Source organism: Sinorhizobium terangae (assembly GCF_009601505.1).
Classification (GTDB): Bacteria; Pseudomonadota; Alphaproteobacteria; order Rhizobiales; family Rhizobiaceae; genus Sinorhizobium; species Sinorhizobium terangae.
Genome location: NZ_WITC01000017.1, coordinates 111,405 through 136,441, shown reverse-complemented (window position 1 = coordinate 136,441; position 25,037 = coordinate 111,405). Strand labels below are relative to the sequence as shown.

General features: G+C 62.3%; 23 protein-coding genes, 1 tRNA gene and 1 riboswitch. Of the genes, 15 read left to right on the top strand and 9 right to left on the bottom strand.

Annotated elements, in window-relative coordinates; genetic code table 11:
* Positions 1-136 precede the first annotated feature (136 nt).
* The 5 genes from GHK62_RS02470 to tesB form a co-directional block, all read right to left on the bottom strand.
* On the bottom strand, positions 137-799 hold the full coding sequence (locus tag GHK62_RS02470; RefSeq protein WP_153436760.1) for an outer membrane lipoprotein carrier protein LolA: 663 nt from the start codon (positions 797-799) through the stop codon (positions 137-139).
* 135 nt (positions 800-934) lie between these two features.
* Positions 935-3,589, bottom strand: coding sequence for an FtsK/SpoIIIE family DNA translocase (locus tag GHK62_RS02465; RefSeq protein ID WP_153436759.1), 2,655 nt, complete (start codon positions 3,587-3,589; stop codon positions 935-937).
* Between the two features lie 344 nt (positions 3,590-3,933).
* A complete protein-coding gene (locus GHK62_RS02460) occupies positions 3,934-5,361 on the bottom strand; it encodes an ammonium transporter (protein WP_153436758.1) in 1,428 nt (475 codons plus the stop codon).
* A gap of 28 nt (positions 5,362-5,389) precedes the next feature.
* Entirely contained in the window at positions 5,390-5,740 is a 351-nt protein-coding gene (locus tag GHK62_RS02455) for a P-II family nitrogen regulator (protein WP_167528132.1), read from the bottom strand.
* Between the two features lie 225 nt (positions 5,741-5,965).
* On the bottom strand, positions 5,966-6,850 hold the full coding sequence (tesB, locus tag GHK62_RS02450) for an acyl-CoA thioesterase II (protein ID WP_153436756.1): 885 nt from the start codon (positions 6,848-6,850) through the stop codon (positions 5,966-5,968).
* Positions 6,851-6,920: 70 nt separating this feature from the next.
* Between tesB and GHK62_RS02445 the strand changes: the two genes are divergently transcribed.
* On the top strand, positions 6,921-8,180 hold the full coding sequence (locus GHK62_RS02445) for a ubiquinone biosynthesis hydroxylase (protein ID WP_153436865.1): 1,260 nt from the start codon (positions 6,921-6,923) through the stop codon (positions 8,178-8,180).
* Positions 8,181-8,386: 206 nt separating this feature from the next.
* Here GHK62_RS02445 and GHK62_RS02440 read toward each other — a convergent pair whose 3' ends face one another.
* Together GHK62_RS02440 and GHK62_RS02435 are read right to left on the bottom strand one after the other, a co-directional pair.
* Positions 8,387-8,593, bottom strand: coding sequence for a DUF1737 domain-containing protein (locus GHK62_RS02440; protein WP_153436755.1), 207 nt, complete (start codon positions 8,591-8,593; stop codon positions 8,387-8,389).
* Complete coding sequence (locus GHK62_RS02435; RefSeq protein ID WP_153436754.1) at positions 8,590-9,489, bottom strand: HpcH/HpaI aldolase/citrate lyase family protein; 900 nt, start codon at positions 9,487-9,489, stop codon at positions 8,590-8,592. The genes GHK62_RS02440 and GHK62_RS02435 overlap by 4 nt, the downstream gene beginning before the upstream one ends.
* Before the next feature lie 161 nt (positions 9,490-9,650).
* On the opposite strand from GHK62_RS02435, the gene GHK62_RS02430 reads away from it, so the two are divergent.
* The 7 genes from GHK62_RS02430 (at position 9,651) to GHK62_RS02400 (ending at position 15,542) form a co-directional block, all read left to right on the top strand.
* Positions 9,651-9,896, top strand: a complete 246-nt coding sequence (locus tag GHK62_RS02430) for a hypothetical protein (protein ID WP_153436753.1) — start codon at positions 9,651-9,653, stop codon at positions 9,894-9,896.
* Between the two features lie 90 nt (positions 9,897-9,986).
* On the top strand, positions 9,987-10,592 hold the full coding sequence (gene leuD, locus GHK62_RS02425; protein ID WP_153436752.1) for a 3-isopropylmalate dehydratase small subunit: 606 nt from the start codon (positions 9,987-9,989) through the stop codon (positions 10,590-10,592).
* Positions 10,593-10,604: 12 nt separating this feature from the next.
* Complete coding sequence (locus tag GHK62_RS02420) at positions 10,605-10,985, top strand: RidA family protein (protein ID WP_153436751.1); 381 nt, start codon at positions 10,605-10,607, stop codon at positions 10,983-10,985.
* 45 nt (positions 10,986-11,030) lie between these two features.
* Positions 11,031-11,870, top strand: coding sequence for an AAA family ATPase (locus GHK62_RS02415; RefSeq protein ID WP_153436750.1), 840 nt, complete (start codon positions 11,031-11,033; stop codon positions 11,868-11,870).
* Between the two features lie 188 nt (positions 11,871-12,058).
* A riboswitch (SAM riboswitch) is annotated at positions 12,059-12,136 on the top strand.
* A 61-nt stretch (positions 12,137-12,197) separates the two neighbouring features.
* A complete protein-coding gene (gene metA, locus GHK62_RS02410) occupies positions 12,198-13,124 on the top strand; it encodes a homoserine O-acetyltransferase MetA (protein ID WP_153436749.1) in 927 nt (308 codons plus the stop codon).
* 6 nt (positions 13,125-13,130) lie between these two features.
* Positions 13,131-14,315 carry a vWA domain-containing protein gene (locus tag GHK62_RS02405; RefSeq protein ID WP_153436748.1) on the top strand — a complete coding sequence of 395 codons (1,185 nt, stop codon included), beginning with the start codon at positions 13,131-13,133 and terminating at the stop codon, positions 14,313-14,315.
* Between the two features lie 210 nt (positions 14,316-14,525).
* The gene (locus GHK62_RS02400; protein ID WP_153436747.1) at positions 14,526-15,542 is read left to right on the top strand and encodes an aldose epimerase family protein; all 1,017 of its coding nucleotides are present in this window, start codon (positions 14,526-14,528) and stop codon (positions 15,540-15,542) included.
* Positions 15,543-15,672: 130 nt separating this feature from the next.
* Here GHK62_RS02400 and GHK62_RS02395 read toward each other — a convergent pair.
* Positions 15,673-15,747 (bottom strand) — tRNA-Gly (locus GHK62_RS02395).
* 327 nt (positions 15,748-16,074) lie between these two features.
* On the opposite strand from GHK62_RS02395, the gene GHK62_RS02390 reads away from it, so the two are divergent.
* From GHK62_RS02390 to GHK62_RS02375, 4 genes are all read left to right on the top strand, one after another.
* The gene (locus GHK62_RS02390) at positions 16,075-16,584 is read left to right on the top strand and encodes a prolyl-tRNA synthetase associated domain-containing protein (RefSeq protein WP_153436864.1); all 510 of its coding nucleotides are present in this window, start codon (positions 16,075-16,077) and stop codon (positions 16,582-16,584) included.
* 58 nt (positions 16,585-16,642) lie between these two features.
* On the top strand, positions 16,643-17,620 hold the full coding sequence (gene trxA / locus GHK62_RS02385; protein ID WP_153436746.1) for a thioredoxin: 978 nt from the start codon (positions 16,643-16,645) through the stop codon (positions 17,618-17,620).
* A gap of 125 nt (positions 17,621-17,745) precedes the next feature.
* Positions 17,746-18,426 (top strand): LON peptidase substrate-binding domain-containing protein, encoded by a 681-nt coding sequence (locus GHK62_RS02380; protein WP_153436745.1) that lies wholly within the window; start codon positions 17,746-17,748, stop codon positions 18,424-18,426.
* Between the two features lie 9 nt (positions 18,427-18,435).
* Entirely contained in the window at positions 18,436-18,624 is a 189-nt protein-coding gene (locus tag GHK62_RS02375; protein WP_153436744.1) for a Trm112 family protein, read from the top strand.
* Between the two features lie 56 nt (positions 18,625-18,680).
* Here the strand turns inward: GHK62_RS02375 and GHK62_RS02370 are convergent, their stop codons facing one another.
* Positions 18,681-19,115 (bottom strand): metallopeptidase family protein, encoded by a 435-nt coding sequence (locus GHK62_RS02370; protein WP_153436743.1) that lies wholly within the window; start codon positions 19,113-19,115, stop codon positions 18,681-18,683.
* Positions 19,116-19,282: 167 nt separating this feature from the next.
* On the opposite strand from GHK62_RS02370, the gene GHK62_RS33820 reads away from it, so the two are divergent.
* Genes GHK62_RS33820 through GHK62_RS02360 form a run of 3 tightly spaced genes read left to right on the top strand, consistent with a single transcriptional unit; the run spans position 19,283 to position 25,036 of the window.
* On the top strand, positions 19,283-20,230 hold the full coding sequence (locus GHK62_RS33820; protein ID WP_184108642.1) for an ImuA family protein: 948 nt from the start codon (positions 19,283-19,285) through the stop codon (positions 20,228-20,230).
* A complete protein-coding gene (locus GHK62_RS02365; RefSeq protein WP_327791032.1) occupies positions 20,181-21,686 on the top strand; it encodes a DUF6504 family protein in 1,506 nt (501 codons plus the stop codon). The genes GHK62_RS33820 and GHK62_RS02365 overlap by 50 nt, the downstream gene beginning before the upstream one ends.
* Entirely contained in the window at positions 21,683-25,036 is a 3,354-nt protein-coding gene (locus GHK62_RS02360) for an error-prone DNA polymerase (RefSeq protein WP_153436741.1), read from the top strand. The genes GHK62_RS02365 and GHK62_RS02360 overlap by 4 nt, the downstream gene beginning before the upstream one ends.
* Position 25,037: the final 1 nt, after the last annotated feature.

Sequence of the window (25,037 nt, the reverse complement as noted above, 5' to 3'; positions counted from 1 at the left end):
AGAGGTCAAACGGCAAACGACAAGGCATGAAAACGCCTGCGGCGCGTGTCTATTCAGACGCGCAGCGGTCGCTCGAGCACGTTGAATTCTGTGATTATCCTTGATCGGTTTCGTTCGCCGCAGCCGGCGTCGCGCTTCAGCCGCCTCTTCTGTTGCGCACTTCGTCATAGGGGATGCGGAAGACCTTGTCGTCCAGCTCCATTCCGGTGCGAACGTTGAAGATCATCACCGAGGTATCCTTCTTTTGCGGGTCGGTGATCGTCCACTGCCTGAGATCGTAAGTCTTCGGGTCGAACATCATCGTGATGGTCGAATCGCCGAAGACCGAGCGGTCTCCGAGCACGATGGTGATGAGATCGGACTCCTCCCGGACGGCGCGCACCATCCTGCCGGTCAGGTCGATCCTCTCGCTCAGCAGCAGATTGAGCGGCGTCTTCGAAAGCGGGTAGATGTCCCAAGTCTTCAGCTTCATATTGCCGATGACGACCGACTTGCCGTCGGCGATCACCCGCATCGGCGAGGGGGCTTCGTAATTGAAGCGGATGCGCCCGGGGCGGCGGATGTAGAACTTGCCGCCCGTCTGCTCGCCGCGCGGTCCGAACTGTACGAACTCGCCCGCCATGGTCTTCACCGACGAAAAGTGATCGGCGATCTTCTGGGCGACGCCGGTGGCCTGTGCGGAGGCGTGCCGCGCATCGAGCGTCGTTCCGGCCATGCCCGCAAGAGCCGCCAGGCCGCAAACGAAGACACGCCGCGAGATTGCCTGATTGCTGCCCTGGCCGGTTTTTGTCTTTGTCATCGCAGTCTCCTTCATTTCAGGATCATTTGAAGAGCAAGTGGGGCGCCTTCAAGGCGCTCACCGATGCCGCAAGGGGCGTCGTTTCAAATGACCGTTACCGGCCGCGCGTCATGGCGGCCGGCGATGAGGGCCGGATTACCGGCCGGTGATTTCCGCCTCGGTCGGCACCAGGATCTCGCGCTTGCCGGCATGGTTCGCCGGTCCGATGATGCCTTCCTGCTCCATGCGTTCGATCAGCGAGGCGGCACGATTATAGCCGATACCGAGGCGTCGCTGCACGTAGGAGGTCGAGGCCTTGCCATCGCGCAGCACGATCGCCACCGCCTGATCGTAAGGATCGTCGGAATCGGCGAGGTTGGAGGTGCCGGCCGGACCGCCGCCGTCCTCGTCCTCGCCATCGTCCTCGGTGATCGCATCGAGATATTGCGGCACGCCCTGGGTCTTCAGGTAAGCCACCACTTCCTCCACCTCCGTGTCGGAAACGAAGGGGCCGTGCACGCGCTGGATGCGCCCGCCGCCGGCCATGTAGAGCATGTCGCCCATGCCGAGCAGTTGTTCGGCGCCCTGCTCGCCGAGGATCGTGCGGCTGTCGATCTTCGAGGTGACCTGGAAGGAGATGCGCGTCGGGAAGTTGGCCTTGATCGTGCCGGTGATGACGTCGACCGAGGGACGCTGGGTTGCCATGATGACGTGGATGCCGGCGGCGCGCGCCATCTGGGCGAGCCGCTGGACGGCGCCCTCGATATCCTTGCCCGCGACCATCATCAGGTCGGCCATTTCGTCGATGATCACGACGATATAGGGCAGCGGCGTGAGATCGAATTCCTCCGTCTCGTACATCGCTTCGCCCGTCTGGCGATCGAAACCGGTCTGAACCGTGCGGGTGATCGCTTCGCCCTTGGCGAGCGCCTGCTCGACGCGTGTGTTGAAGCCGTCGATGTTGCGCACACCGATCTTCGACATCTTCTTGTAGCGCTCTTCCATCTCGCGCACGGTCCATTTCAGCGCGACGACGGCCTTCTTCGGGTCGGTCACGACCGGCGAGAGCAGGTGCGGAATGCCGTCATAGACGGAGAGTTCCAGCATCTTCGGGTCGATCATGATCAGGCGGCACTGGTCGGGCCTGAGCCGATAGAGCAGCGACAGGATCATGGTGTTGATCGCCACCGATTTGCCCGAACCGGTGGTACCGGCGACGAGCAGATGCGGCATCTTTGCAAGATCGGCGATGACGGGCTCGCCGCCGATCGTCTTGCCGAGCGCCATGGCGAGCCTGGTCTTGGTCGTCTCGAAGTCGCGCGAGCCGATCAGCTCGCGCAGGTAGACCGTTTCGCGCCGCTGGTTCGGCAACTCGATGCCGATGGCGTTGCGGCCGGGGACGACTGCGACACGGGCGGCGATCGCGCTCATCGAACGGGCGATGTCGTCGGCAAGGCCGATGACGCGGGAGGATTTGATGCCCGGAGCCGGCTCCAGTTCGTAAAGCGTCACTACCGGGCCTGGGCGGACATGGATGATCTCGCCCTTGACGCCGAAGTCCTCCAGCACGCCCTCGAGCATGCGGGCGTTCTGTTCGAGCGCGTCGGACGAGAGCGAGGGATCGCGGGCAATGTTCTTCGGTTCGGCGAGGAATTGCATCGGCGGCAGCGTGAATTCGCCGTCGTCCTCGACGAACGAGCGCTGCGCCTCGCGCTCGATGCGCTGGCCCGACTTGGGGCGCGGCGCCGGCGACGCGACGCGGGATCCGGCCTTGGCAAGCCCCGCCTTCGGCGGAGCCGCTCTCGGCGCCCAATCGGCGGCAATGTCATCGTCGTCGTCATCCGGCAGTATGCCCGCAGGGCGCTGCTCGTCGAGGTCGAAAGGCGGATCGTCATCGTCAGCCATGATCGGCGGCGGTGTCACCACGCGGCGCTCCGCGCGGTCAAGGGAAGGCTCGACACGGCCGGTGAGCGGCTTCGGCCGCACGGGTTCGTTCAGCGTGCCGAATTCGTCGTTGTTGAAGTCATAGGGCTCGTCATACTGGCGTTTGGTGTTCCGCTTGCTGCTCATGCCGAAGGCACGCCGCAGGCGGGCTTCAAGCGTAAAGCGCATATGGGCAAGCGAGCCCATGAGTAGCGTCAAGGGGCCGCCAGCATCCTCGTCGTCGAGTTCCTCGCCGATGGTGCGGGCCTTGCTGGGTGCGACTTCCTCCGCCGGCTCTTCCTCCTGCTCTTCGCTGACGCCGATGAGGCCGGCGCTATAGATCAGGCACCAGGCAGCCGGGACAGCGAAAAGGCAGGCGAGAACGGTCGCGAAGGTGCCGGTCGGGAAGGCGCCGGTGAAAAGGGCGGGGAAGCGCAGGATCATATCGCCGAAGACACCGCCGAGACCGTTCGGTAGCGGCCAGGTGATCGGTGCCGGAACGCAGCTCAGCGCCGCGCCCGCGAGTACGGAGCCGACGAACCAGAAGCCGAGGCGTTTGAAGACCTTGTCGAACGGCTTGCCGCCGATGAGGACAAGCGCCCAGGCGACAGCGGGAAGCAGCGCGACGACGCTCGCCAGCCCGAAGAACTGCATGAAGATGTCGGCGAAGGCGGCGCCGGCATGGCCGAGCACGTTGGTCGGTTCCTCCGAGGTCGCGTAGGAGAAGCTCGGATCGGACACGTTCCATGTCGAAAGCGCGGCGACGGCAAGCGCCAGCGCGCCAAACAGGGCAAAACCTGCCAGCGAGGCGATCTGACGCCAAACGAAAGTCGCCAGCACGAACCGGTTGGAACGGCCGTCAAGCGTTGCGGGATTGCTTCTGCTCATATTGCCTGTTGCCCGTGTCGATCCTTCGGAGCGTCGCGCGTCCATGGGTAGGCCATGGGGACGTTCCAGTAACTTGGTTCCGGAGCATCTCTCCCACGTTCGAAGAGCGTGTGAGCGGGTGCTTCGGGCACATTGCGTGCGATGGAATCAACCTAAGCGGAGCAGGGTTAATACGACATTAACCATGAGCGTGTGCCGCGAATTTAGCGGATTTGCTCATGGAGGGAACAATGGAGTCGCTAAAAAAGGCCCGGATCTTTGGATCCGGGCCAGTGGCGGTCCGCAATAACCGGACGGACCGCGACGGGACTGTCGGCGGCGCCGCTTTCGGGCGCCGCAATCGCTTAGCTTGCGTGGTACGCGGCTTCGCCGTGCGAGGAGAGGTCGAGACCCTCACGCTCGGCTTCGACCGAGACGCGCAGACCGACGATCGCGTCGACTACCTTGTAGAGGATGGCCGAGCCGATGCCGGACCAGACGACGGTGACGAGGACGCCCTTGAGCTGCGCCCAGACCTGCGTTGCCGTGCCAGCATAGCCCGCGGCGAAGTCGGCGGTCGAATAGTCGACGATGCCTGCGCCGCCGAGTGCCGGGTTGACGAGGATGCCGGTTCCGATCGCGCCGAGGATGCCGCCGACGCCGTGGATGCCGAACACGTCGAGGCTGTCGTCATAGTTGAACTTGTTCTTCACGACGTCGACGAAGAAGTAGCAGACCGGCGAGACGGCGAGGCCGAGAACGATCGCGCCCATCGGGCCGGCGAAACCGGCAGCCGGCGTGACAGCGACGAGGCCGGCAACGGCGCCCGAGGCAGCGCCGAGCATCGAGGCCTTGCCGCGGACGAGCGTTTCAACCACGGCCCAGGAGATGATTGCGGCGGCCGTAGCGAGGAAGGTGTTGATCATGGCGAGCGCCGCATAGGCGTTGGCTTCCAGGTTGGAGCCGGCATTGAAGCCGAACCAGCCGACCCACAGCAGCGAGGCGCCGACCATGGTGAGCGTCATCGAATGCGGTGCCATGATCTCCTTTTTGTAGCCCGTGCGCTTGCCAAGCAGGATGGCGCCGACGAGGCCCGCGATACCGGCATTGATGTGGACGACAGTGCCGCCGGCAAAGTCGATTGCGCCGAAGGAGAAGATCAGGCCGGTCGGAGCCGTATAGGCGCTCGGACCGCCCCAGAACCAGACCATGTGGGCGACCGGGAAGTAGACGAAGGTGACCCACAGGACGACGAAGAGCATGACGGCCGAGAACTTGATGCGTTCGGCGAAAGCACCGACGATCAGCGCCGGCGTGATGCAGGCGAAGGTCATCTGGAACACGACGAAGACGTATTCGGGAATGAAGACGCCCTTAGAGAAGCTTTCCGCGAGCGTCGTCGTGTCGACGCCGGCGAGGAACATCTTGGAGAAGCCGCCGACGAAGGAGTTGAGCGAGCCGCCATCGGTGAAGGCCAACGAATAGCCGTAGGTCACCCAGATGATCATGACGACGGCGGTGATCATCAGAACCTGCATCAGCACCGAGAGCATGTTCTTGGCGCGCACGAGACCGCCGTAGAAGAGTGCCAGCCCCGGAACGGTCATGAGCAGCACGAGAATGGTCGACAGCAGCATCCAGGTGGTGTCGCCCTTGTCGGGAACCGGCGTTGCCGCAACGGCCTCGGCGGCGGCAGGGGCCGTCTCCTGGGCGAAGGCGACGACCGGCGCAAGCAGGGCGGCAGCGGTTGCGCCCAGGCGTCCAAGAGAGGTGGAAAGTTTGAACGATGACATCTGAGAAATGCTCCCTGAACGGCGTGGTTTACAACGCTTCTGAATCGGTTTCGCCGGTGCGGATGCGCACGGCATGGTCGATCGCGTAGACAAAGATCTTGCCGTCGCCGATCTGGCCGGTCTTGGCGGCAGAGGCGATCGCGTCGACGGCCTTGTCGACGATCTCCGACGGCACGGCGATCTCGACCTTGAGCTTCGGCAGGAAGCTCACGGCGTATTCGGTGCCGCGGTAAATTTCGGTGTGCCCCTTCTGGCGGCCGTAGCCCTTCACTTCGGTTACGGTCAGCCCCTGGATGCCAACTTGGGTGAGGGCTTCGCGAACCTCATCGAGCTTGAACGGCTTGATAATGGCCATCACAATTTTCATCTGGTTTCCCATCCTATTCCGCCTCCGCCGGAGGCCGTTCTCCTTGCTGCTTAAGCGCGCGAAGCGCCGGGCAACCGGAAACAGACATTCAAGGGGCGTGCCAGATTCGACGGGAGGGATTAAGTCATTGAGAAAACGTGCGAAAATAGAATTCCGGGTAGATTGTTCCACGGAATGCTAAAAAATCATCAGATCTTCAGCGTAAAAAATGAGCAGAAATTGAAAAATGCTCAATTATTATTCAGTTGCCTTTTTGCGGATCAATCCTTCCTGCGCCACGGAGGCAATCAACACCCCTGAGCGGTCGAACAGGCTGCCACGGGTCATGCCGCGGGCGCCATGCGCACTCGGGCTGTCCTGGGTATAGAGCAGCCAATCATCCATCTTCGAGGGGCGGTGGAACCACATGGCATGGTCGAGACTGGCAACCTGCAGGTTTCGGTCGAAGACCGAAGTGCCGTGGGCGTAGAGGGAGGTGTCGAGCAGGGTCATATCAGAGAGATAGGCGAGCACGGCCGCCTGCAGATGGCGCTCGTCGGGCACGGTGCCGACAACCTTCACCCATACATCCTGCGTCGGCTGCAGCTTGTCGCGCGAGAAATAGTGCTCGAGCGCGACCGGGCGAATCTCGATCGGTCGCGGCCGTTCCCAGTACCTGCGGATTGCCTCGGGCGCGTGCACGAGGAACTTTTCCTTGAGTTCCTGCTCGCCGGGCAGGGTCTCTGGCATCGCCACCTGCGGCATCTCGAACTGATGCTCGAAACCGTCCTCGTCGTATTGGAAGGATGCCGACATGGAGAAGATCGCCTTGCCGTGCTGAATCGCCACGACCCGCCGGGTGGCAAAGCTCGAACCGTCGCGGATGCGATCGACCTCGTAGATGATAGGGACCGACGGATCGCCCGGCCGCATGAAATAGGCGTGCAGCGAGTGCACATAGCGGCCCTCGTCGACGGTGCGTTGCGCCGCCACCAGAGCCTGGCCGATCACCTGTCCGCCGAAGACCCGTTGCCAGCCGACCTGAGGGCTCAAGCCGCGAAAGAGGTTCTCCTCCAGTTTTTCGAGGTCGAGTATCGCAAGGAGCGCATCCATGGGCGTGGCGGTTTCGGCAGGGCGCGACATTTCGGCGGTCTCCGGTGTAGGAACAGCGATGGCATTGATCTATATAGCCACAGATCAATGCTCAAGTGGGATGGGGCTCAAGTACGATGGGCCCAAAGTGCGACGGGAGAAGCGGATGATCGATGTGTTGATTGCCGGAGGCGGCTATGTCGGTCTGTCGCTTGCCGTGTCGCTGAAGAAAGCGGCGCCCCATCTCGACATCACGGTCGTCGACGGTGCGCCGGAAGGCGCCTGGAAGAAGGACGAGCGGGCGTCCGCCGTCGCCTCGGCCGCTGAGCGGATGCTGGATGTTCTCGGCGTCTGGGATGCGATTGCGCCCGAGGCCGAACCGATCCTCAGGATGGTGATCACCGATTCGAAGGCGGCCGATCCCGTTCGTCCGGTCTTTCTCACCTTCGAGGGCGACGGCGGCGATGGCCGTCCCTTCGCCCATATGGTTCCGAACACGGCACTGGTCGGCGCGCTGCGCGCCGCCTGCAAGGACCTTGGCGTTTCCATCCGGCAATCGACGATGGTCGAGAGCTTCAAGAGCCGCGAGCACGCAGTGGCGATCACGCTTGCCGGTGGCGAAACGCTCGAGGCACGCCTTCTGGTCGCCTGCGACGGCGTTCGCTCCAGGCTGCGCGATGCGGCCGGCATCAAGGTGGTCGAGTTCGACTACGGCCAGTCGGGGATCGTCACGACGGTCGAGCACGAGCGCCCGCACGAGGGCACGGCCGAGGAGCATTTCCTGCCCGCCGGCCCCTTTGCCACGCTGCCGCTGAAGAACAACCGTTCCTCCCTCGTCTGGACCGAGAGCACCTTCGATGCCGAACGCCTCGTCAAGGCAGACGATTTCCTCTTCGACGAAGAGCTCGAACGCCGCTTTGGCCACAAGCTCGGCCACCTCAAGGTCGTCGGCGGCCGCAGGGCGTTTCCGCTTGGCCTGACGCTTGCCCGGGAGTTCATAGCACCCCGCTTCGCGCTGGCGGGCGATGCCGCTCACGGCATCCACCCAATCTCGGGCCAGGGGCTCAATCTCGGTTTCAAGGACGTGGCGGCGCTCGCCGAAACGATCGTCGAGGCGGACCGCCTCGGCCTTGACATCGGGTCGCTCGCGGTCCTCGAGCGCTATCAGATCTGGCGGCGTTTCGATACCTTCCGGATGGGGGTGACGACGGACGTCCTGAATCGGCTGTTTTCCAACGACATCACACCGATCAGGATCGCCCGCGACGTCGGCCTCGGCATCGTCGATCGCATTCCGTCGCTCAAGAATTTCTTCATCCGCCAGGCGGCCGGTGTGGCCGGCGAGCGCGACCCGCGCCTGCTTGCGGGCCAGCAGATCTGAACGATCTTGGACTACAAGAAGTTCTTTCGCGTGTAAGCCCTCATCCGGCCTGCCGGCCACCTTCTCCCCGCAGGCGGGGCGAATGAGACGCGCGGCACCTGTCTGCAGCGATCACGGGAGGAGAGCAAACGGCAAGCTCCCGTCCCCCCCCCTCGCCCCCCTCGCGGGGAGAGGGTGAGGGGCAACTACTCAGTGCCAATGATTGCTCACTGCTCCGATAGCTTCATGTCCGGGTGATAGTCCTTGCCTGCCACCTCCTTCACTACCGCCTGGCCGCACTGCATGTGCTGGGTGTCGGCATTGAAGGCGTAGGTCGGCGGACCATGCAGCATCCATCCCTGGTTCAACGCCGCCGTGACCTTGTGGCAGAAGGAGGCGTCGTCAGGGCCGGTGAGGAAGCGGTAGAGTTTCAAGGTTTTGCCTTTCGTCTTTCGATCATGTCCGCCTTGGCGGCGAGTTTCAGGGCCTGGTCGAGATGCAGCCGCTCGACCATGCGGCCGTGGAGATTGATCACGCCCTTGTCGGCGTTTTCCGGAAGGTCGAAGGCGGCGATGATCGCGCGTGCCTCCTCGACTGCCGCCTGATCGACGCCGAAATGCTCGTTCGCCGGACCGATCTGGGCCGGGTGAATGAGCATCTTGCCGTCATAGCCCATGTCGCGCCCCTGGCGGCATTCGGCCTCAAAACCGTCCGCGTCGCGGAAATCGTTGTAGACCGCATCGATGACATCAAGCCCGCTGCCGCGCGCTGCGAGCAGGATCTGCATCAGCCAGGGCACCAGATAGGCGCGGCCGGGATTCGCGGGAACGCCTGTGTCCTTCCCGAGATCGTTGAGCCCGACGACGAAGCAGTCGAGCCTGCCGCCGAAGGTGCGGCCGGTCTCGGCGATTGCCGCAACATTGAGCAGGCCGCGCGGCGTTTCGATCATCGCCCAGAGCCTGAGGCTTTCAGGCGCATCATTTTCGCCAAGCCAGTCGACGGCCGCCTGGATGTCCGACGGGCTCTCGACCTTCGGCAGAAGGATGGCGTCGGGACCGGCGGCAACTGCGGCGGTGAGATCCATCTGGCCGAAGCCTGATCCCAGCGCATTGATGCGAATGACCACCTCACAATCGGGCCTGTGCTTCGAAAGATGCCGGACAAGCGCTTCGCCCTTGTGTTCGGGAGCGACGGCATCCTCCAGGTCGAAGATCACGGCGTCGGCGGCAAGCTGCCGCACCTTTGCCAGGGCGCGAGCATTGTCGGCCGGAACGCAAAGCACGGAGCGACGCAGGCGAGCGGGATGATGATGGGCGATAACAGTTGTCATGGAACCGTTGTGCCCGCCTTTCGATTGTTACGCAAGACGAGCGACTGCAGCGCCGCGCGTGCAATTGGGCGCGCCAAGGTCGCTGCGACACTTTGAAGTGGGCAACCTCTTGCAAGAGGCGCATTGAGCTCCCACATCGCATGTCAGAAAGGTTGAAGATCATGCAAAGCATTCGCTCTGTTCTCCTGACGACCGCAGCCATTGCCATTACCTTGGCAGCTCTCGTCTTCACCGCATCGCTTGCCGTGGCTCTGGCCGGCATCGCCGCCGTCGTTGCGATCGGCAGCGCCATCGCCGCAAGGCTCAATGGCAAGCCCGCGCCTGCGCACGCCCGGGTGAATCCGACCGGAGAACGGCGCGAAATGCGGATCTGGAATGACGGACGCGGCACGATCATCGATCTGTGACGTCTCGCAAACGCAGATTTTCCTTCATTTCGGCGCGAAACTGCTCTAAACGCTCTTCCAACGTTTCCGCTGAAATCGAAGGCCAAAGTCATGGAAAAGTTCGTCAAGCTCACCGGCGTCGCTGCGCCCCTGCCCGTCGTCAACATCGACACGGACATGATCATTCCGAAGGACTACCTGAAGACGATCAAGCGCACCGGCCTTGGCAAGGGACTTTTCGCCGAAGCCCGCTATAACGAGGACGGCACGCCGAATCCGGATTTCGTGCTCAACAAGCCGGCCTACCAGAACGCCAAGATCCTCGTTGCCGGCGACAATTTCGGCTGCGGCTCCTCGCGCGAGCATGCGCCATGGGCGCTCCTGGATTTCGGCATCCGCTGCGTTATTTCGACCTCGTTCGCCGACATCTTCTACAACAACTGTTTCAAGAACGGCATACTGCCGATCGTCGTCAGCCAGGCCGACCTCGACAAACTGATGGACGATGCCAACCGCGGCTCGAACGCCGTGCTTTCGGTCGATCTGGAAGCACAGGAAATCACCGGCCCCGACGGCGGTTCGGTCAAGTTCGAGGTCGATGCTTTCAAACGCCATTGCCTTCTGAACGGCCTCGACGACATCGGCCTGACGCTGGAGAAGGCGAGCGCCATCGATAGCTTCGAGCAGAAAAACGCCGCATCGCGCCCCTGGGCGTAAGCGCGGGCGCCCATGACGCGCAAGCTCATCTCATCCGGTTCCCCTTTCGAAAAGACGGCAGGCTATTCGCGTGCCGTCGTCAAGGGGGACTGGTGCTTCGTCTCCGGTACGACCGGTTATGACTATGCGACCATGACGATGCCGGAGACGGTGGAGGAACAGGCGCGCAACTGCCTGAAGACGATCGAGGGCGCCTTGAAGGAGGCCGGATTCTCGCTTTCGGATGTCGTGCGCAACCATTACTACGTCACGGACGCGAGCTTTGCCGACCGGGTCTTTCCGATCTTCGGCGAGATGTTCGGCGACATCCGCCCGGCGGCGACGATGATCGTCTGCGATCTCATCCGCCCGGAAATGCTGATCGAGATCGAGGTTACGGCGCTTCGCGGGTGAAGCCTGTGCTCTCCAACTGAGCGTAGAGAGACCGAAGAGAAGCCCATGCAGTTCGAAGGCACGGCCGACTATATCGCCGACAAGGACCTGATGATCGCCGTCAACGCGGCAATCCGGCTGGAGCGTCCGCTTCTCGTCAAGGGCGAGCCCGGCACCGGCAAGACCGAGCTTGCACGCCAAATCGCGGCCGCCCTCTGTCTCGATCTCATCGAGTGGAACGTCAAGTCGACGACCAAGGCGCAGCAGGGGCTTTACGAATACGACGCCGTCTCGCGGCTGCGCGACAGCCAGCTTGGCGATCTCCGCGTCAATGACGTGAAGAACTACATTCGCAAGGGCAAGCTCTGGCAGGCTTTCGAGGCGCCGCGGAAAACCGTGCTGCTGATCGACGAGATCGACAAGGCGGACATCGAGTTCCCGAACGACCTCCTGCAGGAGTTCGACCGGATGGAGTTCCACGTCTACGAGACCGGCGAAACGATCCACGCGCGGCACCGGCCGATCGTCATCATCACCTCCAACAACGAGAAGGAACTGCCGGACGCCTTTTTGCGCCGCTGCTTCTTCCATTACATCCGCTTCCCCGATGCCGAGACGCTGGCGCGCATCGTCGAGGTGCACTACCCAGGCATCCGCAAGACGCTGCTGTCGGCGGCACTCACCGCCTTCTACGGCATCCGCGAAGTGCCGGGGCTGAAGAAGAAACCCTCGACCTCCGAGGCGCTCGACTGGATTCGGCTGCTGGTCGCCGACGAGATCGATCCGGCGGATCTGCGCGCCGACCCAAAAACAATGCTGCCGAAGCTGCACGGGGCGCTGTTGAAGAACGAGCAGGATGTACATCTCTTCGAGCGCCTGGCCTTCATGGCGCGCCGCGACGGATGATCCATATGGTACCTACCTTTGCCCCTCACCCTAACCCTCTCCCTGCAAGCGGGGCGAGGGACTTAAGAGGGTGCCGCGAGTCTCCTTCGCCCCGCTTGCGGGGAGAAGGTGGCCGGTAGGCCGGATGAGGGGCGGCCGCGACGGAGCCGAATCGTTTTTCATTGACCGCCAGCCACTTACCGCGCTATCAAACAAACCGTGGTGATTTGGCCGGCCGGCTTGCAGCCACGTTAAAGAAATCGCTAAAGGGCCGAGGAAAAGTGGATTTCCAAGGACCGGTCGCGATCATCTCGCCGCCGGTTTTTTTGTATTGATCGAGTGGACCCCATGCCCATCAAGATTCCCGATACGCTGCCCGCCTTCGAAACCCTTGTGCATGAGGGCGTGCGGGTGATGACCGAGACCGTGGCGATCCGTCAGGACATCCGCCCGCTTCAGATCGGGCTCCTGAACCTCATGCCGAACAAGATCAAGACCGAGATCCAGATGGCGCGGTTGATCGGCGCGACGCCGCTGCAGGTCGAGCTGACGCTGGTCCGCGTCAACGGCCACCGGCCGAAGAACACGCCCGAGGATCACCTGCTCGCCTTCTACGAGACCTGGGAGGAGGTGAAGGGCCGCAAGTTCGACGGCTTCATCATCACTGGCGCGCCGGTCGAGACGCTCGAATACGAGGACGTCACCTACTGGAAGGAACTGCAGCGCATCTTCGACTGGACGGCGACGAACGTACATTCGACGATGAACGTCTGCTGGGGCGCGATGGCGGCGATCTACCATTTCCACGGCATTCCGAAACACCCGCTCAAGGAAAAGGCCTTCGGCGTCTACCGCCACCAGAACCTGAAACCCTCCTCGGTCTATCTGAACGGATTTTCCGACGATTTCGCCGTGCCGGTTTCACGCTGGACCGAGGTGCGCCGCGCCGACATCGACCGCGTGCCGGAGCTCGAAATCCTGATGGAATCGAAGGAGATGGGCGTCTGCCTGGTGCACGAGAAGAAAGGCAACCGGCTCTATATGTTCAACCACGTGGAGTATGATTCGACCTCCTTGTCGGACGAATATTTCCGCGACGTGGATGCCGGCGTGCCGATCAAGCTGCCGCACGATTATTTCCCGCACAATGATGCGGACCTGCCGCCGCAGAACCGCTGGCGCAGCCACGCGCATCTCTTTTTCGGCAACTGGATCAACGAGATGTACCAGACGACGCCCTACGAGCTCGAAAAGATCGGCACGGGAGACCATTGAGCCTCGATGTTCATCCCCTTCTTCCTCGAATTGAAGGCCGCGAAAGTCCCGGTGACGCTCCGGGAGTTCCTGTCTTTGATCGAGGGAATGGAGACGGGAATCGCGACCTTCGACGTCGAGGCCTTCTATTTCCTCGCCCGCGCAGCGCTGGTGAAGGACGAGCGCCACATTGACCGGTTCGACAGGGTGTTCCGGCATTGTTTTGCCGGTCTGGAAGCGGTTTCCCCATCGGAGGCCTTTGGTGAGGCAATCATTCCCGAGGAGTGGTTGAAGAAACTTGCCGAGAAATACCTGACAGAGGAGGAGAAGAAGCTCGTCGAGGCGCTCGGCGGCTTCGACAAGCTGATGGAAACGCTGCGCCAGCGGCTTGCGGAGCAGACCGGCCGCCATCAGGGCGGCTCGAAATGGATCGGCACCGACGGCACCTCACCTTTCGGCGCCTATGGCTACAATCCGGAAGCGGTGAGGATCGGCCAGGAGGGCTCGCGTCATCGGCGCGCGGTCAAGGTCTGGGACCGGCGTGAATTCAGGGACTATGACGACACGGTCGAACTCGGCACGCGCAACATCAAGGTGGCGCTGAAACGGCTGAGGCGCTGGGTGCGTGAGGGCGCTGCCGAGGAACTCGATCTTTCCGGCACGATCCGCTCCACCGCCGAGCATGGCTATCTCGACGTCGTGACACGGCCGGAGCGGCGCAACGCGGTCAAGCTCCTGATGTTCTTCGACGTTGGCGGATCGATGGACGACCATATCCGCGTCGTGGAAGAACTCTTCTCGGCTGCGCGCGGCGAATTCCGGCACATGGACTATTTCTACTTCCACAATTGCGTCTATGAGGGCCTGTGGAAGGACAATCGCCGCCGGCGCGTCGATGTGACCCGCACGGCGGAGCTCTTGCGCACCTTCGGCGGCGACTATCGCGCCATCTTCGTCGGCGATGCCTCGATGAGCCCTTACGAGATCAGCCATCCGGGCGGATCGGTCGAACACTGGAACGACGAAGCCGGCGCACTCTGGCTCACGCGCATCACGGCGCATTTCCCGCGCTCGATCTGGCTCAACCCGGTTCCCGAGGAGCATTGGCGCCACACCCAGTCGATCGGCATGATCCGCGCCCTCTTCGGCGGCCGGATGTTTCCGCTGACGCTCGCCGGCCTGCAGGCCGCGACGAAGGAACTGTCGCGGTGAACGACGCGTACGGCGCTTGCCCCTTCGCTCCGCCTGCGGGCAGAGGGGGCGTGGGCGGAGCGGCATGTCCTTCTCCCCGCAAGTGGGGAGAAGGTCGCGGCAGCGGATGAGGGGCAGCCGGACGCAGGCAGAGGAAAAGTATGACTTTCCGGTTGCCGCGTCGCCGGAAATACCGCAGGTTGACGCCGACTCGCAGAAGATGGAGACAAGATGAGCGCGGACATGGAAATCTTCGGTCACCTGCCCTCCGGTGAACCGGTTCATCGCGTGACGCTCAGAGGCGGCGGCTTGACCGCGAAGGTGATCACCTGGGGGGCGGTCATCCAGGACCTGCGGCTCGAAGGGCACCAGCCGCCGCTGGTGCTCGGTTTCGAGGATTTCGACAGCTATCCTGCGCATTCGTCCTATTTCGGCGCGACCCCCGGCCGCAACGCCAACCGCATCGGCGGCGGACGTTTCACGCTCGACGGCAAGGCCTATCAGCTGGAGCGCAACGAAAAGGGTGTGACCCATCTTCACGGTGGCAGCGATAACATCGCCAACCGCAACTGGACGATTATCGACCTTGCAGAGGATCGCGTAACGCTCAGGATCACCGATCCCGACGGACGGGCCGGCTATCCCGGCAATTGCACGACCACCTGCAGCTATACGCTGAAACCCGGTGGCGTGTTGAACGTCGCTTACGCAACGGAAACCGATGCCCCGACGCTCGCCAATGTCTGCCAGCACAGCTACTTCAATCTCGACGGCAGCGACGACGTGTTCGGCCATGACATCATGATCGCCGCCGATCACTATCTGCCGACCGACGAGCGGCAGGTCCCGACCGGCGAAATCCGCGCCGTTGCCGGCACGGCCTTCGATCTCAGGGAAATGACCTCGCTGCGACGGCAGACGGAAGGCGAAAAGATCACCTACGACCACAATTTCTGTCTCTCGCCGGAGCGGATGGAAAAACACTCGGTGGCGCTGGTGCGCAGCATCAATTCCGGGATTTCGCTGGAAGTGCTGACGACCGAGCCCGGCATCCAGCTCTATACCGGCTTCAAGCTCGACGTGCCGGTGCCGGGCCTGGAGGGCCGCCGCTACGGCCCCTTCGCCGGCTTCTGCCTCGAAACGCAAATCTGGCCCGACGCCATCAATCACGAAGGTTTTCCGAACGCGGTGCTCAGGCCGGGTAAAACGCTGCGTCAGGAGACGGACTACGTATTTATGAAGAGCTGAGGGGCTGCTGCGGCTGCAGTAATTCAAAGTGCTAGGGTCTTTGCGCGTCCGATTGGACGCACCCCACGTTAAAGCAGCGTGGCTCAACGATAGAGGCCAAGGCGACAATGAAATGAAGTGGTTGGAAAATTGGAGCGGGTGAGGCGATTCGAACGCCCGACCCCAACCTTGGCAAGGTTGTGCTCTACCCCTGAGCTACACCCGCTCATCATCCGCGGCCCGGGGGTAGTCGGTGGACCGTGGTGCCGCCCCGTCTTGCGGCGACGGGCGCTATATGGCCTAAGCCTTTTTCAAATGCAACAGGGAAATGACGCAAATGCGAAGAATTTTTTCGGGGCAATCCAGAAAGCCTGGAAATGCTGGTGTTTTCCACTGACGCATGTTGGTCAAGAGTGCGCACCGCATGGGAAGCGTGAACGGCTTCCGCCCACATGCCGCACCAGCCCCTGAGAATCGCCGCGCCTGAGATTGCGGAGCGCGCCTGTTCTCCGTAAAGCAGGGCGAAAATCGCCACGACAGGAAGGATTTGATGATGAGCGAGGCTGAGCCGAAGACCGCGGAGGACCTGTTCCGTTTTCTCGACGACCTTGGGATCGAACACACGACGAAGCGCCATGCGCCGGTCTTCACGGTGGCCGAATCGGTGGCGCTGCGCGACGAAATTCCCGGCGGACATACAAAGAACCTGTTCGTGAAGGATAAGAAGGACAACTATTTCCTGCTGACCGTCGAGGAGCACGCTACGGTGGACCTGAAGACCGTCCATCAGGTCATCGGCGCGGCGAGCAAGGTTTCCTTCGGCAAGCCGGAAAAGCTGATGGAATATCTGGGCGTCATCCCCGGCGCGGTGACCGCATTCGGCGCGATCAACGACACGGGCGGCAACGTGAAGTTCATTCTCGACGAGGCGTTGATGGAATTTGACACGATCAACGGCCACCCGCTCTCGAACGACCAGACGACCTCGATCGCGTCGAAAGACATGCTGCGTTTCATGGAAGCGACAGGGCATGAGCCGCTTGTCTTGAAAGTGACGAGCTGACATACGATCTTTGGCGCGGATGCATGAAGTCGGACGGCAAGTCCGCGAGGAGAGAAGAATGAGCGGTAGCGACAATCCCTATGCAGGTTCTTTCGGCAACCAGATGACGGCTTCGGCTTCGTTCGGTGGCCAGCCGGCGCCGAAGGCCGCAGCCGCAGGCGATCTGATCAAGGAGACGACCACCGCCACCTTCTCCCGCGACGTGCTGGAAGCCTCGCGCCAGCAGCCGGTCCTCGTCGATTTCTGGGCGCCCTGGTGCGGACCCTGCAAGCAATTGACCCCGGTGATCGAAAAGGTCGTGACGGAAGCTGCCGGCCGGGTGAAGCTCGTCAAGATGAATATCGACGACCATCCCTCGATCGCGGGCCAGCTCGGCATCCAGTCGATCCCCGCCGTCATCGCCTTCGTCGGCGGACGCCCGGTCGACGGCTTCATGGGTGCGGTTCCCGAAAGCCAGATCAAGCAGTTCATCGACCGTATCGCGGGACCCGCCGTGAGCGATGGCAAGGCCGAGATCGAAGCCGCACTGACCGATGCCAAGGCATTGCTCGATGCCGGTGAGGCGGAAAACGCCGCCGGCCTCTATGGTGCCGTCCTCCAGGCGGAGCCGGAAAATGCGACCGCCATTGCCGGCATGGTCGAATGCATGATTGCGCTCGGCCAGCTTGCCGAGGCGCGCCAGGCGCTTTCGGAATTGCCGGAGGAGCTTGCGAAGGACGCCGCCATCGGCGCCGTCTCGAAGAAACTCGACCAGATCGAAGAAGCACGCAAACTCGGCGATCCGACGGCGCTCGAGCATCAGCTGGCGCTCAATCCGGATGACCACGCGGCGCGGCTGAAGCTTGCCAAGATCCGCAATGTCGAAGGCGACCGGAATGCGGCGGCCGACCACCTGCTTTTGATCATGAAGCGCGACCGCAGCTTCGAGGACGATGGCGCCCGGCGCGAGCTCCTGGGCTTCTTTGAAGTCTGGGGACCGAAGGATCCGGCGACGGTCGCGGCGCGGCGCAAGCTTTCGTCGATTCTTTTTTCTTAAGCGGCAAGACTGCAGCAGGATCCGCGTCTTTTTCCCTTGAGATTTTCAAGGGACGCACCATTTCTTGATCGGGGGTCGTGCCTGCGATGAGGCGCGGCAATCCGGTATCTGCAAGGTCTACCAGAATGCATGTCGGAAATGCGCGCTACCTCGGTCCTCAGGACTTGCCGGAGATCCTTCCGGTATTTCCGCTGACGGGCGCGCTCCTGCTTCCAGGCGCGCAACTTCCGCTCAATATCTTCGAACCGCGCTATCTTGCGATGTTCGATGACGCGCTTGCCGGAAACCGGCTGATCGGCATCGTCCAGCCCTCCTTCTCCGAGGGGCGCAACGATATCGACTCGGGGCCCGTGCCGGCGCTTTGCCAGGTCGGCTGCATCGGCCGCATCACCTCCTTTGCGGAGACCGGTGACGGGCGCTACATCACCTCGGTCACCGGTGTGTGCCGCTACCGCCTCTTCGCCGAGGTGGCTGGCTGCCGCGGCTATCGCCGCTTCCGCATCGGCCCCTTCGCAACCGATCTCGAAAATCCCGACGATGAGGGCCTGGTCGACCGCGAGGCGCTGCTCGCCGCTTTCCGCGCCTATCTCGACGCCAACAAGCTGGAGGCGGACTGGGAGAGCGTCGAGCGGGCGAGCAACCGCACGCTCGTCAATTCCATGGCGATGATGTCGCCCTACGGCCCGGCGGAAAAGCAGGCGCTGCTGGAAGCGCCTGACCTGAAGACCCGCGCCGAAACGCTGATTGCGATCACCGAGATCGTGCTTGCCCGCAATTTCGGCGACCTCGACAACATCCTCCAGTAGGGCAAAGCCATGGATGTCAATGCCATCAAGGTCGATCCGAAACTCCTCGAACTGCTCGTCTGCCCGCTGACGAAGGGGCGGTTGAGCTATGACGCGGAAGCGCAGGAACTGATATCCGAAAAGGCCCGTCTCGCTTATCCGATCCGCGACGGCGTTCCGATCATGCTCGTGTCGGAAGCGCGCAAGATCGAAGACTGAGGCTTGCGTTGAAAGTCAGGTGAGGGACGGAAAACTGTTACACGCTTTTTCCTGGACTACCCGCCCACGTGTTCGACGCTGGCCTCGATCCGCTCCATGTCGTCGTCGGAAAGGCCGAAATGGTGGCCGATCTCATGGATCAGCACATGGGTGATGATGTCACCCAGCGTTTCCTCGTTTTCCGCCCAGTAGTCGAGGATCGGGCGGCGATAGAGCGTGATGCGGTTCGGAAATTGGCCAGTCTCCATGGTGAAGCGTTCGCCGATCCCGCGGCCTTCGAACAGGCCAAGCAGGTCGAAAGGCGTTTCAAGCGCCATGTCTTCGAAGACGTCGTCGCTTGGAAAATCGGCGACTTCGATCATGAGATCGGTCGTCAGCTTGCGGAATTCCTCCGGCAGATGGCTATAGGCTTCGAGCGCAAGCAGTTCGAATGTGCTGAGCGTCGGTGCGTGGCGTTCCCGCCAATCATCGGTCTGGTCAATGCGGGCCATGGGCACTCCTTGTTGCCCTTCATATAACGATTTCTCCTTTGTTTTTCGAGTGTTGAATTCTGCCAGGGCAGGATGAGGAATAAATTCTCAAACATCGTTGTTGACTCTTGCGGCGGGCTCTGGAATCCATAGGAACATAAAGTGAACATCTGGTGGAGCCGACCGTCATGGCCGAGAAAGCCGTGCAGCGGGAAACCGTTCTTTCCCTCCGCGAAACCATAGCGCAGATTGAAAATCGCCGGCTGCCCGGGGTCCTGCGTGCAGCCAAGGCGGCCGATCCTGCCGGTTTCCGGCGCCAAAGAGAGGAGGCATCCCGCAACAAGATCCTGCCCCTTGGCGTCCCGCCGCTTGATGACGTGCTCGAAGGCGGGCTGCCGCTTGCGGGCATGACGGAAATCCGCAATGCCGAAACGCGCGATGCGGGTGCAGCCGCCGGTTTCGTGACGGCGCTTGCGGTGCTCTGTCAGCGGCGAAAGAAGGAGAAAGGTCATCTGGCACCGGTCCTGTGGATCAGTCAGGCGCTTGCCTCTCGTGAGGCCGGATTTCCATATGCGCCGGGCCTCAAATCCTATGGGCTCGACATCGAGCGCTTCCTGTTCGTTTCGATACGTACGGTCAAGGATGCGCTCTGGGTTGCCGAAACGGCTCTTTCGGTACCGGTCTTTGCGGCCGTCGTTCTGGAAATCCGCGGCAATCCCGCCTGTCTCGCCTTGAGCGAGAGCAGGCGCCTGCATGTAAGGGCCCGGGCGGGCGGAGTGCCTCTTTTCCTCTTCCGGCAGGCGGGCGAGGAGGAGGCCAGCAGCGCCTTTTACCGGCTACAGATCAAGCCGGCATCGGCCGGCGAGCGACCTCTTCCCGATGGCGCGATGCTTTGCGGCAGCATCGGTCATCCAGCCTTTCACGTCCTTGTCGAAAAAAGCAGGGCTTACGCCTCTGCCGATATCTTTCTGGAATGGAATGCCCATGACCGCCGCTTCTACCCCATCGAGCAGTCCGTCGCTTCTCAGGCAGACGGGCAATCAGAGAATTCTGTCGATCCATTTTCCGCATCTGTCGGCCGATCGAGTGGCGCGGATTCGATGGGGCGCCTCCTGGCTTACGCAAGGGCGTCCTGATCATCCGCCCGTCGTGTTCGCTGCCAAGATCGACAATGCCATGCGGCTGGTCGCTCTCGACACGCTTGCCGAACGGGTGGGCCTGAAGCGGGGCCAGGGGGCGGCGGACGCCCGCGCCATGTGTCCGTCGCTCGACGTGATCATCGACGATCCGGCGGCGGACCGGGCCCTTCTGGAAGGGCTTGCCGACTGGTGCGATCGCTATACGCCGCTGGTCGCGCTCGACGGAAAGGATGGCCTGTTCCTCGACATCACCGGTTGCGCCCATCTTCACGGTGGCGAGAAAGTGCTGGTCAATGACGTGCTTTCGCGTCTCTTCCTGCTCGGCGTCGAGGCGCGTGCGGTGATCTCCTCCTCTGCGGGCCTCTCCTGGGCGGTTGCCCGCTACGGCAGTGCGGCCGTCATCGCGCCCGAGGATGCCGAACGGGTTCTCGCACCCTTGCCGGTCGCCGCCCTGCGCCTGCCGGAGGAAACCGTCGCCTTGCTCGATCGGGTCGGGCTGAAAGAGATCGGTGATCTTCTTCAGGCGCCGCGCGCGCCTCTTACCCGCCGCTTCGGCTCCTTGCTTCTCCTGCGGCTCGATCAGGCGAGGGGCCACGCGGACGAGCCTCTCTCGCCCCGTCTTCCCGTTCCGAGCTTTTCTGCCGAACGCCGCCTTGCCGAACCGCTTCAGGACGAAGAGCACATTCTTGAACTGGCGCGGCATCTTTCCGGTGATGTCCGTCTCTCGCTGGAGCGGCATGGCGAAGGCGGGCGCCTGTTCGAGCTTCTTCTCATTCGCGTCGATGGCCGGGTGTTCCGCATTCAGGCGCATGCGGCCGTCCCCTTGAACGACGCCGATCGGATCGCGGCTCTCTTTCGCGAGCGGTTGCAGGCGGTTCATGATGACCTCGATGCCGGATATGGTTTCGAGATCCTTCGGCTGTCCGTCCTTAGAAGCGAAAGGCTCGATCCTGCCCAGGATGACTTTTCCGGCGTTCCCGATGAAAGCCAGCCGCTCGCCGCCTTCGCCGACAAGCTGTGTGCCCGCTTCGGGCCGGATTGCCTGACCTTTGCGACCCTTGCCGAAAGCCATCTGCCGGAACGCGCGGGCGGATTTGCGCCCCTGACGGATGTCGCGACGGTCATCGGATCTCGTCCGGTCGATGAAAAAGCCTGTCCCGAAAACCGCCCGCTCCGGATTTTTACGCATCCCGAGCTTGTCGAAGCGACGGCCGAAGTGCCCGATGGCGCGCCGCGCAGCTTCAACTGGCGCAAGACCCAGTATCGTGTCGCCCGTGCCGAGGGACCGGAGCGCATCGCCGCCGAATGGTGGCTCGATGGGGAGGGGCATCCGACCCGCGACTACTTCCGGGTCGAGGATCAGGAAGGCCGCCGTTTCTGGCTGTTCCGCGAGGGTCTTTACGGACGGGAGACATCCTCGCCCCGCTGGTTCATGCATGGAGTTTTCGCATGAGCGCGGATCCTGCCTTCTACGAACTTGGCGCGCGTACGAATTTCTCCTTTCTGGAAGGAGCAGCACCCGCCGAGGAGATGATCGTCTTTGCCAAGAAGGTCGGGCTTGCCGGCCTCGGCATCGCCGATCGCAACAGCGTCGCGGGCGTCGTCCGGGCCCATGCCAAGGCAAAAGTGGAGGGCTACCCTTTCCGGCCGGGCGCCCGCCTGGTTTTTGCCGACGGCACGCCGGATATCCTCGCCTATCCAAGAAACAGGAAGGGGTGGGGGCATCTGTGTCGCCTGCTCAGCGCCGGAAACCTGCGCTCAAAGAAAGGGGAGTGCACGCTTTATCTCGCGGATCTTTTCGAGTGGCAGGAGGATCTTCTCCTTATCATCATGCAAGGCGAGGGGCGACCGGACGCAGGCTTTCTTGGAGGTATCCTGGAGAAGCTGCAGCAACAGGCGGGCAACCGGCTCTATCTCGGAATGACGCCGCGTTACGACGGCTTCGACCGGCATGATTTCGCCGTTCTTGCCGCTCTCGCCCGGAAGGCCGGTGTCCGGCTTCTGGCCACCAATGACGCGCTCTATCACGATCCGCAATACAGGCCGCTCGCGGATGTCGTCACCGCCATTCGGGAACATGTGGCAGTCGCGAGCGCCGGCTTCCTTCTCCAGAAGAATGCCGAGAGGCACCTGAAGGGCCCGAAGGAAATGGCCCGGCTTTTCAGCGACTACCCCGAGGCGATCGTCAATGCGCGCAAGTTCTTCAAGCGGCTCGCCTTCAATCTCGACGAGCTCAGCCACCAGTATCCGGATGAAAACGCCGAAGGCGAAACGCCGGCGGAAACCTTGAAGCGGCTCGTCGCCGAAGGTGCGGCCGAACGCTATCCCGCCGGCGTGCCGGAAAAGGTGACGCGGCAGATCGAATATGAGCTGGAACTCATTAACGACAAGAAATACGAGCCCTATTTCCTGACCGTGCACAAGCTGGTGAAATTTGCCCGCGAGGAGAAGATTCTTTGCCAGGGGCGGGGATCCGCGGCCAATTCCTCGGTCTGCTTCTGCCTCGGCATCACCGATGTCGATCCGCAAAAGTTCACCCTGCTCTTCGACCGGTTCCTGTCCCGCGACCGTGACGAGCCGCCCGATATCGATGTCGATTTCGAACATGAGCGGCGCGAGGAGGTCATCCAGCATATCTACAGGACCTATGGCAAGGAGCATGCCGGCCTGACCGCCGCGGTGATCAGCTATCGCTCGCGTTCCGCCGGGCGCGAGGTTGCCAAGGCCTTCGGCCTTTCGGAGGATGTCCAGTCGGCGCTGGTGAGCTCGATCTGGGGCTGGAGTTCTTCGGCCTTCACCGAGGAGCAGGCAAAGGCTGCGGGTCTCGATGCCTCGGACCCGCTGACGAGGCGCGTTCTCGGCTATGCCAGCCTTCTCCTGAACTTTCCGCGGCACCTATCGCAGCATGTCGGCGGCTTCGTGATCACCCGCGACCGGCTCGACGAGGTGGTGCCGATCATGAACACGGCCATGCCCGACCGTTACATGATCGAATGGGACAAGGACGACCTCGACCATCTGAAGATCCTGAAGGTCGACGTGCTGGCGCTCGGCATGCTGACCTGCCTCGCCAAGGCCTTCAAGCTATTGGAAGCGCATTACGAGGAAAAGAAAGAGCTGGCTGAAATCTATCAGGATCAGAAGAAGGTCGTTTATGACATGATCTGTCGCGCCGACACGGTCGGGGTCTTCCAGATCGAAAGCCGGGCGCAGATGAGCATGCTGCCGCGTCTCCAGCCGCGCGAAATGTATGATCTGGTGATCGAGGTCGCGATCGTCCGCCCCGGCCCCATCCAGGGCAACATGGTGCACCCCTATCTGAAACGGCGCGAGGCGCAGCGTAGGGGTGAAAACGTATTCGATTTCCCGAAACCGGAGTTGAGGCCGGTCCTTGCCCGGACGCTCGGCGTGCCGCTGTTCCAGGAACAGGCGATGCAGATCGCGATCACCGCCGCCGGCTTTTCGCCCAGCGAAGCCGATCAGCTCCGCCGCGCCATGGCGACTTTCAAGCGGACCGGCACGATCCATACCTTCGAGCGAAAGATGATCGAGGGCATGGTCAAGAACGGTTACGACAGGGAGTTTGCCGAGCGCTGCTTCAACCAGATCAAGGGGTTCGGTGAATACGGCTTTCCCGAGAGCCATGCGGCCTCCTTCGCATCCCTCGTCTATGCCTCGTCCTGGTTCAAGGCCTATTACCCGGACGTCTTCTGTGCTGCGATCCTGAACTCGCAGCCGATGGGTTTCTATGCGCCGGCGCAGCTCGTGCGCGATGCCCGCGAACATGGGGTCAAGGTGCTGCCGGTCGACATCAATTTTTCGAGCTGGGACGCACTGCTTGAGGGCGAAGGCATGTTCAAAAAGGCCGCGATCAGTCCTCGTCATGCCGGGATGGCAGGCGTGATCCGGACTGAAAAGGCCGTCCGGCTGGGCTTCCGGCTGATCAAGGGGCTAAGGCAAGAGGATATGAATGCACTCGTTGCGCATCGCGACAGGGGATACCGCTCCGTCCATGATCTCTGGATGCGGTCCGGGCTTACCCGGTCCGTTCTGGAACGCCTTGCCGATGCCGATGCCTTCCGTTCCATCGGCCTTGATCGGCGTGCGGCCCTCTGGGCGGTGAAGGCGCTGGACGAGGCGTCAGCGGTCGAGCGCCTGCCGCTTTTCGATGGCGCGGGTTCCGCGGACCTGCAGGCCGAGCCGGCGGTCACTCTGCCCGATATGCCCCCTGGGGAGCATGTCATCAACGACTACCGCTACCTGACGCTTTCGCTGAAGGCTCACCCTGTTTCCTTCATGCGGGAGGATTTCTCGCGAATGGGCATAGTTGCCAATCGCGATCTGGCGAGGACCGCCGCAGGAAGAAGGGTCACGGTCGCCGGCCTTGTGCTCGTTCGCCAGCGCCCGGGTTCGGCCAAGGGTGTCATCTTCATGACGATCGAGGACGAGACCGGCGTCGCCAACATCATTGTCTGGGAAAAAATGTTCAAGAAATACCGGGCAGAGGTCATGGGCTCGCGGCTCGTGAAGGTCCGTGGCCGCTTACAGAGCGAAAGCGATGTCATCCATGTGGTGGCCGAGCATATCGAGGACATAACGCCCATGCTCGGCCTCTTGCGCACGCAAGCACGGCGTTTCGCAGCCAACGACCGTGCGGACGAGGCCTTGCGGCCGACAGCCGATGCCCGCGAAAGGAAAGCGCTTAAACAATTGCGCCTGGCCCTGCCCGCCCGCCCCAATCAGCACGCGGAAGCGACAACCGACGTGGCCGATGTCATACCGAAAGGGCGCAACTTCCACTGAG

Coding starts and splice junctions, on each gene's coding strand:
- tesB (WP_153436756.1), bottom strand. CDS start 6,850: ATGTCGCGCCCTGCCGAAACCGCCACGCCCATGGATGCGCTCCTTGCG.
- GHK62_RS02460 (WP_153436758.1), bottom strand. CDS start 5,361: ATGTCATCGTTCAAACTTTCCACCTCTCTTGGACGCCTGGGCGCAACC.
- GHK62_RS02465 (WP_153436759.1), bottom strand. CDS start 3,589: ATGAGCAGAAGCAATCCCGCAACGCTTGACGGCCGTTCCAACCGGTTC.
- GHK62_RS02380 (WP_153436745.1), top strand. CDS start 17,746: ATGCATGTCGGAAATGCGCGCTACCTCGGTCCTCAGGACTTGCCGGAG.
- GHK62_RS02415 (WP_153436750.1), top strand. CDS start 11,031: ATGCAGTTCGAAGGCACGGCCGACTATATCGCCGACAAGGACCTGATG.
- trxA (WP_153436746.1), top strand. CDS start 16,643: ATGAGCGGTAGCGACAATCCCTATGCAGGTTCTTTCGGCAACCAGATG.
- GHK62_RS02470 (WP_153436760.1), bottom strand. CDS start 799: ATGACAAAGACAAAAACCGGCCAGGGCAGCAATCAGGCAATCTCGCGG.
- GHK62_RS33820 (WP_184108642.1), top strand. CDS start 19,283: ATGGCCGAGAAAGCCGTGCAGCGGGAAACCGTTCTTTCCCTCCGCGAA.
- GHK62_RS02400 (WP_153436747.1), top strand. CDS start 14,526: ATGAGCGCGGACATGGAAATCTTCGGTCACCTGCCCTCCGGTGAACCG.
- GHK62_RS02405 (WP_153436748.1), top strand. CDS start 13,131: ATGTTCATCCCCTTCTTCCTCGAATTGAAGGCCGCGAAAGTCCCGGTG.
- GHK62_RS02445 (WP_153436865.1), top strand. CDS start 6,921: ATGGGGCTCAAGTACGATGGGCCCAAAGTGCGACGGGAGAAGCGGATG.
- GHK62_RS02360 (WP_153436741.1), top strand. CDS start 21,683: ATGAGCGCGGATCCTGCCTTCTACGAACTTGGCGCGCGTACGAATTTC.
- GHK62_RS02420 (WP_153436751.1), top strand. CDS start 10,605: ATGACGCGCAAGCTCATCTCATCCGGTTCCCCTTTCGAAAAGACGGCA.
- GHK62_RS02390 (WP_153436864.1), top strand. CDS start 16,075: ATGAGCGAGGCTGAGCCGAAGACCGCGGAGGACCTGTTCCGTTTTCTC.
- GHK62_RS02435 (WP_153436754.1), bottom strand. CDS start 9,489: ATGACAACTGTTATCGCCCATCATCATCCCGCTCGCCTGCGTCGCTCC.
- GHK62_RS02375 (WP_153436744.1), top strand. CDS start 18,436: ATGGATGTCAATGCCATCAAGGTCGATCCGAAACTCCTCGAACTGCTC.
- GHK62_RS02455 (WP_167528132.1), bottom strand. CDS start 5,740: ATGGGAAACCAGATGAAAATTGTGATGGCCATTATCAAGCCGTTCAAG.
- metA (WP_153436749.1), top strand. CDS start 12,198: ATGCCCATCAAGATTCCCGATACGCTGCCCGCCTTCGAAACCCTTGTG.
- leuD (WP_153436752.1), top strand. CDS start 9,987: ATGGAAAAGTTCGTCAAGCTCACCGGCGTCGCTGCGCCCCTGCCCGTC.
- GHK62_RS02370 (WP_153436743.1), bottom strand. CDS start 19,115: ATGGCCCGCATTGACCAGACCGATGATTGGCGGGAACGCCACGCACCG.
- GHK62_RS02430 (WP_153436753.1), top strand. CDS start 9,651: ATGCAAAGCATTCGCTCTGTTCTCCTGACGACCGCAGCCATTGCCATT.